This window comes from Arcticibacterium sp. SM2516, from assembly GCF_057914865.1.
Window position 1 is genome coordinate 2260828 of sequence record NZ_CP195290.1, and the last position, 12427, is coordinate 2273254.

At 38.9% G+C, this 12427-nt stretch carries 10 protein-coding genes; 3 read left to right on the forward strand and 7 right to left on the reverse strand.

The window, feature by feature from the left end:
• Positions 1-177 precede the first annotated feature (177 nt).
• From ACSBFT_RS09405 to ACSBFT_RS09430, 6 genes are all read right to left on the reverse strand, one after another.
• Positions 178-912: a nitroreductase family protein gene (locus ACSBFT_RS09405; RefSeq protein WP_489604406.1), complete on the reverse strand. Its 735-nt coding sequence runs from the start codon at positions 910-912 to the stop codon at positions 178-180.
• Positions 913-916: 4 nt separating this feature from the next.
• Positions 917-1762 carry an alpha/beta hydrolase fold domain-containing protein gene (locus ACSBFT_RS09410; RefSeq protein ID WP_489604407.1) on the reverse strand — a complete coding sequence of 282 codons (846 nt, stop codon included), beginning with the start codon at positions 1760-1762 and terminating at the stop codon, positions 917-919.
• 77 nt (positions 1763-1839) lie between these two features.
• On the reverse strand, positions 1840-2925 hold the full coding sequence (locus tag ACSBFT_RS09415; RefSeq protein WP_489604408.1) for a serine hydrolase domain-containing protein: 1086 nt from the start codon (positions 2923-2925) through the stop codon (positions 1840-1842).
• Between the two features lie 230 nt (positions 2926-3155).
• The gene (locus ACSBFT_RS09420) at positions 3156-4058 is read right to left on the reverse strand and encodes a cation diffusion facilitator family transporter (RefSeq protein WP_489604409.1); all 903 of its coding nucleotides are present in this window, start codon (positions 4056-4058) and stop codon (positions 3156-3158) included.
• 119 nt (positions 4059-4177) lie between these two features.
• Positions 4178-4642 (reverse strand): hypothetical protein, encoded by a 465-nt coding sequence (locus ACSBFT_RS09425; RefSeq protein ID WP_489604410.1) that lies wholly within the window; start codon positions 4640-4642, stop codon positions 4178-4180.
• Positions 4643-4678: 36 nt separating this feature from the next.
• Positions 4679-5683, reverse strand: a complete 1005-nt coding sequence (locus ACSBFT_RS09430; protein WP_489604411.1) for a glycoside hydrolase family 5 protein — start codon at positions 5681-5683, stop codon at positions 4679-4681.
• 132 nt (positions 5684-5815) lie between these two features.
• Between ACSBFT_RS09430 and ACSBFT_RS09435 the strand changes: the two genes are divergently transcribed.
• On the forward strand, positions 5816-6082 hold the full coding sequence (locus tag ACSBFT_RS09435; RefSeq protein WP_489604412.1) for a DUF202 domain-containing protein: 267 nt from the start codon (positions 5816-5818) through the stop codon (positions 6080-6082).
• 174 nt (positions 6083-6256) lie between these two features.
• On the opposite strand, the gene ACSBFT_RS09440 is transcribed toward ACSBFT_RS09435, so the two are convergent.
• The gene (locus ACSBFT_RS09440) at positions 6257-9640 is read right to left on the reverse strand and encodes a HEAT repeat domain-containing protein (protein WP_489604413.1); all 3384 of its coding nucleotides are present in this window, start codon (positions 9638-9640) and stop codon (positions 6257-6259) included.
• Positions 9641-9920: 280 nt separating this feature from the next.
• Here ACSBFT_RS09440 and ACSBFT_RS09445 point away from each other — a divergent pair, with 280 nt between their 5' ends.
• Together ACSBFT_RS09445 and ACSBFT_RS09450 are read left to right on the forward strand one after the other, a co-directional pair.
• Positions 9921-11249 (forward strand): Gfo/Idh/MocA family protein, encoded by a 1329-nt coding sequence (locus ACSBFT_RS09445; RefSeq protein WP_463046619.1) that lies wholly within the window; start codon positions 9921-9923, stop codon positions 11247-11249.
• Between the two features lie 613 nt (positions 11250-11862).
• Positions 11863-12423, forward strand: coding sequence for a GNAT family N-acetyltransferase (locus tag ACSBFT_RS09450; RefSeq protein ID WP_489604414.1), 561 nt, complete (start codon positions 11863-11865; stop codon positions 12421-12423).
• Positions 12424-12427 lie beyond the last annotated feature (4 nt).

The following is a 12427-nucleotide window of genomic DNA, read 5'->3' on the forward strand; positions in this document are numbered from 1 at the left end:
TCAAAACATTTGAAACAATTTTGGCTTTTATCGGCCAAAATTCCGCCAAATAATACAGCCTTATCTCTTTTCAAGGTTTTCTATTCACTTTAAACCCCGCTGGGGTATAGGTTATTTCGAATTTGCGTTCTTAATTTCAATTAGACCATGGCGTATAAAACCTCCATGGTCTAATTTTTACACTTCAAATACGACCTCATCATAAGGCAGCCTAAGCCTTTCACTGGTTACTCCTTCTGGCAGTCCTTTGCCGCAGGCTACTATAATACTAACGTCGGCCGACTTTGGTAAATTCAAGATTTTGCGTACCCAAACCGAGTCAAAACCTTCCATGGGGCAGGTGTCGTATTCTTGGTCTTTCATGGCTAACATAAAGGTTTGAGCCGCTATCGCCAACGATTTATTTGAAACCACCTTGCTGTCATTTCTTCTCGTGAAACGCATCATAGGTTTTCCGTTTACCACTCGCCATGCTAATACCAGTTGCCTAAAAATGGAATTAAGTGGCCAAAGCGAATTGTCATAGAAAAGTTTCATCATGCTTTTATAATAATGAATACCTCTCTTTTCTCGCTTGGTCAGCTCTTTCCGCTCCCCTATTTTGTTCCTAATCTGCTGTGCGTTCCAGTTGGCTCGCTTTTTCCACAGGTCATGCCTACTCACAAAAACTACCATCTCAGAAGCTGTTCTTGCAGCCCCTTGGTTAAGGCAGGCCTCTGAAAGAAGTTTGAGTTTATCCCCTGATTTCACCCTGTAAAACTCCCAAGTTTGCAAATTTGAAGAGTTTGGTGAAAGCAGAGCTAATCGCAAGGCTTCCTTCACCGTTTCATGCTTAAAAGCATGTTCGGTATCAAATTTCCTGATAGACCTGCGTGCTTCTACTATTTCTTTAAAAGTCATTTTATTCATCATCTATTTAGAGGTTCTCCTCTATAAAACTCACCACCTTATCCATAAACTCATCGCTTGAAAAATCGACTCCACCGTGTCCCATATTCCCTAAAATCTCAAATTGTGTAGCTACACCATGCTCTTTTAGCTTTTGCCAAAGCTCAATCGACTGATTGATGGGCACCTGATTATCTTGATTTCCGTGAGCTATAAACAAGGGTGGATCTGTAGCATCTACATGAAATACTGGACTTGCCAGTACGGCCAATTCTGGAACCATTTCTACTGGTTTTCCTAATAATACAGCCAAAGCCGGTGCTCTTACACTCATGCCATGCGATGTGGATTGGCTTAAAATAGTTTTAAAATCGGTAGGACCGAAAAAGTCTAAAGTCAGATTGACATCCGAGCTTTCGTCTAAATAATCGCCAATGTTACCTTCTAAGTTCTTAAGCCCGTTGGTCAAGCCTGACAAAGCCACTAAATGCCCGCCTGCTGAAGCACCCCAAATAATGATTTTATCTTTTTGATAACCATATTTTTCAGCATTGCCTCGTAAAAATCTGACAGCCGCTTTGATATCAAAAAGCATTGCTGGAAAAGGTGCTTCTACACTTAAACGATAATCTAAACTGGCTAAGGCATAGCCTCTTTTCAATAAATCTAAGGGAGGGTTTTCTTTACTTCCTGAGTGCCAAGCTCCGCCGTGGACCCAAACCACCAAAATAGGCTTATCAACGCCTTTCGGCAGATAAACATCTAATTTTAGTTCTCGCTCTGGCGTTATTCCATAAGTGATATTAGCTTGATTTTGAGCCACACCAGATGCCACAAAACAAGAAAATAAAAGTCCTAAAAAGTATCTTTTCATTCCAGTTGAATTTAAATACTCAAATTAGACGTATTACTTAATACTAACAACCTAATTGCAAATTTGATAGCATTAACTCAATCTAAAATGGCATTCAATTCCTTCCATAAATCGTTTTGGAAGGTTAGTCCTATTTGGTCACTTGAAGCATCTCCCATTCTAATCACAATGAGATTCTCGGAAGGAATAACATTTAAAATCTGTCCATTTTTACCCATCGCTGCTATCATATCGTGCGGAGCACTTGGCGTAAGCATGGTTTTGAAAACAGTCTGTAAACCCGGTACCATTGCCGTAGACTTTCCATTTAACCACCACAAATAGCCATAAGACTCATTCAGGTTTTGTGAAGTATTGACCATTTCTTCAAAGAAGGTTTTATCTGACATGATAATTTCACCGTCCCAGTTTCCCTTATTCAGCACCAATAAACCAAATCTGGCAAATGAGCGAGGGGTAGATAAATACACATGGTCGTTTCCGATAAATCGCCACACGCCATTCATACCTATTTTATCTCTTAAACTTTCCTCAAAGAAGGCCTCGAAACTTTTACCACTAGCACTGGCCAGCACCTCATGCAGTGAGGTATATGAGCCATTATGATAGTCCCATCTTGTACCTGCATCTGCGGCATATTGCAAACAAGAAGGCTCAAAACAATGGGAATCTGCCACACTCATATCTAAACCAGAGGTCATACTGAGTTGATTTTTGACCGTAATTAAGTTCTCCTTTTCTAAAGGTAAACTGGTCCATTTTTCACCCAAGTATTTAGAAGTTTTATCCTCAATATTCAATAAACCCCGCTCTTGAGCCAAACCCACGGTAAAGGCAGTCAACGTTTTTCCAGCCGATGCCCAGTACCATATACTTTCTTGATTAAAATCGCTAACTTTCAATAAATCCTTCCCAAAATATTCTTCCATCACAATTTTCCCATCTTTCAATATCAGGAATGCCCTTGTATTATTGGTTTCCAGAAAGGTCTTCAAGCCGTCCAACTCTTTGTCTGTAATACCCAAAAGGGACTTGTCTACCGTGTCCCAAACTGCTCCCGACGGAAAATAGAGCTCACCATCTAAAATCCCCTCTGGTAGGTCTTCATCAGCTTTGCAGCCTAACATAATAGTGATCAGGAAAGCAGTAAGGAGCGTTTTCATGCGTTAAGTATAATGATAGGAACAAAGTCAAAATCCTCGCCAAAATAACGCCTTCTCCCTTTTAATTAGTATTTAAGAGACCCTTAAGAAGCGTTTGAATAATTTTGGTGAAATCAGCCATCCGGCTAAATCACACCAAACAAATATTTTCTTAAACTGACTGTTCTATTCATATTCCGCTCCTCTAGATCTATAAATATTGCGTTCGCCAACTTACAGTTAACTCTCATTTATGACCCACAGCAGTCCTCCATACCACAGTTTTCGTTTTCTGTTTCCATCTCTATGGTTACATGCTCCACCTCCATGTGTTGCAGTTTATGCCTTATGGCTTTTTTTATAGCTACCTGGTTGGTATTTTCTTTGACCACCGTATGCACCGTCATAACATTAAACTCGCCATCCATAGACCAAACATGTACATCATGAATATCTAAAACACCATCAATGGCTTTGAGTTTTGGTTTGATATCATCCATTTCAAAGTTTTCTGGCGTACCCTGTAAAATCACCCTAAAAACCCCTTTTAGATTTCCATACACATTAAACAGTACATAGCCCGTAATACCAACAGACAAAAGTGGGTCGATGATTTCCCATTTGAAGAAGTACATCAAAATACCCCCAATCAATACGGCCACCCAGCCTAAAACATCCTCCATAAGATGAAGCATTACAGCCCGCTCATTTAAAGAGGACCCTTTCTTTAGTTTGAAAACAGCGGCCCCATTTACAATCACACCAAAAATGGCCAAAACTATCATCCCTTGAGCATTAGAGCTTTCAGGATTCATGAGGCGTGGAATGGCCTCGGTCAGCATAAAAACAGAACCAATGACCAGCACGATGGAATTCACCAAGGCACCAACCAATGAAAAACGCTTATACCCATACGTATAAGTTTTATTTCTTCCCTTATTTGACTTTTTCTGAAAATACCAAGCCAGCCCTAGTGACAGACTATCGCCCAAATCATGCAGGGCATCAGAAAGAATAGCCACAGAGTTTGTAAATATTCCGCCTATAATTTCGATGACGGTGAAGGATAAATTCAACCAAAAAGCGGTTGATATATTTTCGGTGCCATCTGTATGGCTATGAGAATGACTGTGGTGGTGATGCGAATGTGACATATTAATTGGGATTTGATGTCTGATGTTTCATTATCAAAGTTATACCCTTAAGGCATGCCACAGGGCTGCAAAGGGTAGTTTTGTATAATAATGATACAAATTAAAGATCCCAATGCACTTTAATAGTCATCTAAAGCTGGATCAATAACCCAAGGAAGACTACAGCTAACCAAAACATACATGAGGTTATCACTCCTCCAATCTCTACTTTGAGTGTCATATTCAAAGTGAATTCTGAAATTATCATTCACAGAAATATTAGTCAACTGGCTGATATATTTAACATTTTTAACAAATGAATTTAAAATCACCCCATTAAAATAAAAAGACCCAGAGTACTCATATTTTCCTTCATCACTTTTATGAGAAAAAGTAGTTTCAAAATCCTTTAGGAAATCTATACCTACTTTTTCAAAAAAAGACAGCAATTCCTCCGGGAATACATTACGATTTTGAGCTATATAGTTTTGGCAACCGCTACAAGGGCAACTAGATGCACCTTCAGGATTTTTTATTTCATAATTACTTTTGTTGTAATCATAATCAACAAGAAATTCTAAATGTCTAAAATTTACTTTCTTCAATCTATTGGCTTTCTTATCTCAGGGAATTAAAGACTATTATTTCAAAGCATTATATCTCCTCAAAGCTCCTTTGAAATACTTGCCCTGTGTGGTAGGTTCAAAGGTTTCCCAATCTTTAAACATACGTGGTGCCCAGTTGGCATCAAAAACCCAAACCACATAAGAAATGCCTCTTTCCGCCGTATATTTGGTAATAGCATCACCATAAGTTTCATCAGAAATTACTGGAATATGAGCTCCTTGCTCTTCCGCTAAAGAGAATCCAATTTCTGTTAAAATTAATGGGTAGGTCTTGGCCACAAAACCCCAGTCATTCTCCCACTGCACTTCCCACGGTTTGGCTCTTTTCTGTGGATAAGGATGGGCTACATAAGCTATGTTTACGGCATTTATGGGATTCGACTTCACGTTTGTCAAATCGTAAGCCCAATTAAATCCTGCTACTAAAGGAATGCCTGTTCCGCCATTGGCTCTAATAATACCAATAATCTCTTCATTCAGATCCTTCCACTCTGCCCATGTGCAGTTTCCTAATTTCCCTTGTATGGTGGTGGGCTCGTTAAAAATCTCATAAAAGGCTACAGCAGTGTTATTTTTATATCTATCTGCTATAATTCTCCAAAACTCAAAAGTCTCCTTTCTGGTGGTTTCATACATATCTGCTTGATACATCTCCGTTCTTAAATTCCCAATACTATGCCAATCCATAATCACGTAAAGACCATGCTGTTGGGCTAGGGCAATGCCCTCATCCAAAAGTTTTAAATAGCCTTCCTGTCCTTTAGCCCTCCATGATTTAGGATGAACTGGAAAACGAACAACATTGGCACCCCAGGACACCAGTTCTTCAAAAAGTCGCTTATCCCAGTGCCCTTTATTATCTAGATTATAGGGATCGGAAATATTTAATCCTCGAAATACAAATGGCTGGCCTTCTTTTATAAATTTGTTTCCTTCTATCGTAATTTTAGGCATATTTTGAGCCGAAAGGCTAAGGCTAAAACCTAAAAAAAGAAGAAATACGAATGATACATTTTTCATTTACAGAAATTTAATTAAGTCTAGGGTTAAACGTATTATACAATCACAATACTAAGAAAATAATTCTTCCGAAAATACGGGAAAGACATCCAAGCTTAACACATTTTTATCCGAGAACATTATATTCACGTCATGCAAGAAAAATTAGAACTTATACTTCGCGACAAATTGGCTATTGAAAGAACTCATTTGGCTAACGAACGTACTTTTCTAGCTTATTTCAGAACTTCTTTTGTCTTTCTAGTTACTGGGCTTACTTTTCTAAAACTAGATTACTTCACTGATATACGGGAGCTAGGATGGGCTTTTATTGGACTATTTCCTTTGATTTTAATCTTAGGCTTTATCAGACTTATTAAGGTAAAGAAGAAAGTAAAGGAGATGTATAATTTTGATTAATTTTTCCTCCTGAATAGAACACTCCTGCCTGTGCTCCTAATTGAGGATAAATCGGCAGAAAGGGATTTTATGGAATTGACAAGGATTTTATGGCTTTACTTCTAAAATAAAAAAATCCGCATCTCAGACTCACCATCTGAAATACGGATTTTGATTGAAAGAAAAAAGCTAAACTTATCTTCTTAAGTTCGCTAAAAACTCTACAACATCTCTCATTTCTCTTTTGCTCATGATACTGCCCATTGGAGGCATACCAGACGGCATATTTTCTCTCTTCGCTATTCTTGAAATTGGAATTTCAAGTGGCTCTGCATCACCCGTGGTAATAATTAATTCATCGGCTCTTTCTTCTGCCAAAATACCTACGACCTCTTGACCATCCTTAAGCGTCAAATATACGGTTCCAAAACCAGGAGATAATCTAGCACTTGGGTCTACCAAAGACTCTACAATTTGCTCACGGCTTAGCGTTTTACCAATACTGCTCAGGTCTGGCCCTACCGTGCCTCCTGCATCGTTTACCACATGGCATCTAATACACTGTCCAGTGGAGTTATTATTGAAATATCTTCCGCCTTCAGCACGATTTCCACCAGTTAACACACCACTGTATTCTTCCAGCAAATTGCCTTTAGGCATCACCACATTAAGTTTGGCTATCAATGCTGTAGAACCACTCTTTTCTATAGCCTCCGACAAATCTAACTTAACCGCGTTGTCAATCTTATTCGACTTTAGTTTATCTAATAATTGGCCAAAAACAACTTCTGCTTTTGCCAACGGCATGGTACCTAAACTTTGTAAAAGCTGCTGTTGCTCTCTTTGGCTACCTTTCTCTAAAACTGAATTCACCATTTCTGGTAATAAATCGGCAGAGATATTCACCTCGTTAAGCATTCCCAAGGCCGTAGTTCTTACGTTTCTGTCTTTATCTGCTAGTGCTTTATTGACAAAATCACCGATCTGTGGATATTTCAAAGAAGCTAAAGCCGATAAAACACCAGACTTCACATCGCTTGAATTCGTTTTATCATAAATGGCGGCTAAAGAATTATTATAACCTCTAATTCCTAAATCTTTCAGTAACTGAGCCGTGGCTGCTAAAACAACTGGGTCTTCAGAACTTAAAAATGATTCCATTTTAGGTATAACCACATTTCTAATTTTCTCACCATCTCTTTTCACCGCACCTCTGTATCTGCCATCTACTCTATCTAAAACTGATGGCTCTGCCCAATTTCCTAATGCCGCCAGTGCTTCTGCCGTCATTGCTTCTGGGGCATTGCCATTTTGAGCATAAGCCAGCACATCGTTCAGCTGTTTATCGCCTCCTACTCTTAAAGCAGCGTTAATAGCTCTTCTAAGAATAACTTCAGAAGTCAAATTTGGTCTATTTATAAGTTCAGCCAAGGCAGGTAAAGCGGCTTCAATAGAGAAATCGTCATTGATGGCTCTTGCAGCTTCTGCTACGATATACTCTTCTTTGTCGTTTAAATAGGCTACTATTTTAGGGTCTTGCCATTTCCTAAGCACTAAAACACCCGCAGTTCTCACTGCTTTAGAAGCACTTTTTTGCATGGCATAAACGGGAGCTTTATTTTCAATTCTACTTAAAGCCAAAACGGCCGCATGTCTCAGATAATTATCTTCATCATTATTGACTTCAATCATTTTGATTAAATCATCGGCAGCAGACTTCTCCCCTGTTCTTCCTAAAGCTTGAGCGGCATAAAATTGAACTCTAGGATTTGAAGAGGTCAATAAGTTCGTCAATTTTGCGGAAGCTCCACTATATCTTACATCACCGATCACCTTGGCCGTTTGAGCAACTATTTCTCCATCATTATCATTCAGGTAAGGCATTATTTCAGTCGCCACTTTCTTGTTCTTAGCGGCTATTTGACCCATACCCCACAAACCGTGTACTCTCGCCAATTGAAACTCCTTTTGAGCCATTGCTTTTAATAAAGTGGCAGAATTTCCACTTGCGGCTAAAGCAAACTGAGCTTTCTGACGAATTCTCATGTCTTTATTAAAGAGTAATTTATAAAGCTGGTCTGCAGATTGAGCTTCATAATCCAAGGTCATCAAACGTTTGGTCTCTAATCTTTCTGCTTTTAAATCCGACTCTTTCACGTCTATTTTCCAAACTCTACCGTAGTTTTTAGTATCCCAGCCGTTTATCCAGTCAGCAGCATATAATGCTCCATCTGTTCCAAACCTTATGCCTGTGGCCAATACACCCGCCACCATATCAACTTCTGAGTTAAAATCAAAACTGGCACCTTTTTGCTTTAAGTCAAAAGACCAAATGTGTGCTCTAGAAGGAGAACCCGTAAACTCTACCAAGAAAAATTTGTTCAACCAGTTTGACCCCAAAGCTGTTCCAGGGTTAAACTGCATTCCTGTAGGTCCGTTGTGATAATTCCTAATTGGAGGTAAGAAATAAGCAGCCTGACCTTCCCATCTTGGCTTATACATTTCTTCGTCCATCCAGACTTTGTAACCGTTGTTTTTATCATCTGTATATTTCCCAAACTGCCAGTTTATTCTCCAGCCTGAGTCACTCCCTTCTACTATATGAACAAGTCTCTCAGACTCTCCACGATGATCACCATCGTTATCTGAGCTTATGATGTTACCATATTCGTCAAAAACAAATTCATGCGTATTTCTATGACCGTGAGAAAACACCTCAAAATCTGAGCCGTCAGCGTTACAACGAACTATCACACCTTGGTTAGGGAAATGATGCTTTTTGCCTGTTTGGTCTGTCATGCTTAAACCAGGGTCACCAATACCCCAATAAATTTTACCATCTGGCCCTTCTATCAAACCCGACATGCCATGACCTCCAAAACCAATATGTATATTAAAACCTGTGGCAATAGACGTTTTCTTGTCGTAAAGGCCATCTTTATTGGTATCCTCTATTCTCCATAAATCTGGACCAATACCAATAAATGCATCATTTCTTCTAATTAAAACAGCTCCTGCCACATCCGTAATTTCTTCATGGAAATCGCTTAAAACCTGTGTAGAAACATCTGCTCTGCCATCTCCATCTGTATCTTCTAATCGCCAGATTTCATCTTTTTCAACAGTTAAATCACGCCAATCGTGAACACCGTCTTCGTTTAAATCTTTTAACCACTCATTCTCCTTAGAGTTTTCGGCAGAAAAAATTCTACGTAAAAATGCTCTCCTATCCTCTACAGATTGAAGGCTGATAGACTCCGTCATCCAATCGCGGTGGCCCCTAATGTCAAACTCTGAATTTTTCTGACGATTGGTTCTTGTTAAATAAATTCTATTTTGATCGTCAATAGACATGGCAATAGGATCTGGAGCTAAAGAATCTGTAGCCCATAAACTAATCTTAAGTCCTTCTGCGAGGGTTATAGGCGTGTTACCTTCAATTCGAGCGGTAAGTGCGGCATTTTCGCTATCTGCAAATTTAGAAATCAATCCACCTGGTTTATTGGCTACTTTCATGCAAGACCACACTAGCAAGGCCGCAAAAACAAACATGGAGACTCTTAAAACGTATTTTTTCATCGGGTTAATTTTGTTCAAACGCCAATACTACGCATTTTGGACTTATTTTGATATCTTGAAGATTAAGAAATAGATAAAAGACGTAATTCATTCTGCTCTATCATATCTTATCAGCGTGTACAATTGATTGCACATATATGATGCAGAATGGCTCTTTGATATAAAGATACCCCATTCTGATATTGAAATTGCTTTTTTCAAAAAATATTAGAGCCCACATTTTCATAACTGAAATACAATCCTTACTTTTTGATTCAAGTTCAACCAATTCCTTATCTAAATGAAATCAAATTTCAATTCAAGAAGAAAATTTATTAAGACATCTGCCCTAGGAGCGGCTGGTTTGGCATTTTCTGCCAAAAGTTACGCTCGAATTTTAGGTGCCAATGACAGAATCAACATGGCTACAGCCGGTGTAAATAGTAGAGGTAGAGCTCATCTTTCCATGGCCAAGTCATTAAGTAAATCTTTGAATGTGATTGGCTTAATTGACCCAGACGCTAGAACTTTCGCTAGGGTACAAACTGAATTCAAATCTATTCTAGGAAATGCCAAAACCTATTCTGATTTCAGAAAAATTTTAGATAATAAGGATTTAGATGTTTTGAGTATAGCCGCACCTGACCACTGGCATGCACCTATGGCCATGATGGCTATGCAAGCAGGTAAAGACGTTTACCTCGAAAAACCGTGTTGTCATAATCCCCAAGAAGGCTATTGGCTGAAAGACACCGTTGCTAAAACTGGAAAAATATTACAAATAGGAAACCAACAGCGTTCAGCTCCCACTACTATCAGTTTGGTTAAGAACCTACGCGAAGGCATCATAGGCGATGTATATTATGCTAAAGCTTGGTATGAGAGCAATAGAGGGGGTATTGGAACTGGAAAAAAAATGGCGGTACCTGCAGAGTTTAATTGGGACTTATGGCAAGGACCTGCTCCAAGGAGAGAACTAATGGATAATTATGTACATTATAATTGGCATTGGTTTTGGCATTGGGGAACAGGAGAAATAAACAATAATGGACTACATGAAATGGATATCGCTAGGTATGCCCTAGGTGTTGATATCCCTACTAAAGTTAGTTCGTCCGGCGGTCGATTTACACAACAGGACGATTGGGAATTCTATGATACCCAAAACGCCTCTTATGAATTTGATGGCAATAAAATGATAAGCTGGGAAGGTAAAAGCTGTAATGGCATGGATGTACATGGCAGACCAGGCGGAAGAGGAACTTGGATATATGGAACACAAGGTACCGCAGTGGTAGACCGTGGTGGCTATATCTTATATGATAAGGCCAATAGAGTTATCCAAATAGAAAATGAGCGAAACAGTAGTTCGTCTGTTGATACCTTAGGAATTACTGGACTGGATAACTACCACATGCAAAACTTTGTGGATGCTATTCAAAAAGGAACTCCGCTTAATTCTCCAATAGATGAAGCGGTGAAAAGTACCCTTCTATGTCATTTAGGAAACATGGCTCAGAAAACTGGCGAAACGCTCCATATAGACACTAGTAACGGCAAGCCGAAAAGTGTAGAAGCTATGAAACTTTGGGGAAGAGAATATGAGAAAGGATGGGAGCCTAAGGTTTAGCCTTGGTTTTAACGCTTTATGTAAACAGGCTCTCTTTAGGGAGCCTGTTTTTTTATGTATTTCCATAAAACTGACCAAATCAATTTCTTAGAAAGGGAAGCAAATACAAAAAAACTGGATTATGTAAAAAACGATTATTTGCTAACCTTAGCCAGAGATGCCTCTCAAATACAAAATTTATTGGAATGAAGAGAAAGTGCATCTGCGAAGGCAGTTATAGGTTCATTGACTACTGAAAGTTTAAGCTTTTCGCAATACACTAACCTTAATTTTCGCTTTTAAGTATCCATAAATTAATACCGGGCGTGGGCCATGCAAAGAACGATTTAACATAGTGAGAACAAGAAGGATTATGATTTTATTCTACCCTCCAGGCATACACAAATAGTGTGTTAAAGCTAGCCCTAAAAGAGGATTTAAAACCAACTAGGAGGAATACGCAGCATAACCCAAAGGCTGGCTCCATGACTACTCAAAAGACGGGAAACCCATCCTTCAGAAATGAAACATTCTTACTATTAAATTGGAAGCAAATAGGGAAACCTACTTGCTACTTTTCTTTTCTAGCGGAATTGTTTTAGTATCGGCCTTTAAAATATTTTGAAACTATTTTATGACCTCAATAATCAGAGCGACAGTGGAGCATGTCTCTGCTATTTTAGAAATCGGAAAGACAGCTTGGATAGATGCCCACGGTCATAGTGCTTCAAAGGAAGACATTGACCTATACATCAGCAGAAATTATACGGAAGATGCTCTAAAGGCTGAATTACTAGAGATAAGCAACATCTACCATATCATTTACCATCACCAGGAGCCTGCTGGGTTTTCTAAATTAAAACTTGACAATCCTAACGTTAACTTAGAACCACAAAACACAGCCACATTAGATAGAATATATTTGAGCAAAGCATTTCAAGGTAAAAGGTTAGGTTTAGAACTCTTGGGTTTTAATCTGAAATATGCTCAAAATCACTTGCAACAGGGTCTTTGGCTAGCCGTATGGGTGGAAAACGCCAAGGCTATTCACTTTTATTCTAAAATTGGCTTTCAGATAGCGGGCAAATACGACTTCCAAATTTCACCGTCACATACTAATCCTAACCATATTATGTATTTAGATTTTGACAAAAAAAAGGTCGAAGTTTCTAAAGACTCCGACCTTCTCGGATAAAAAT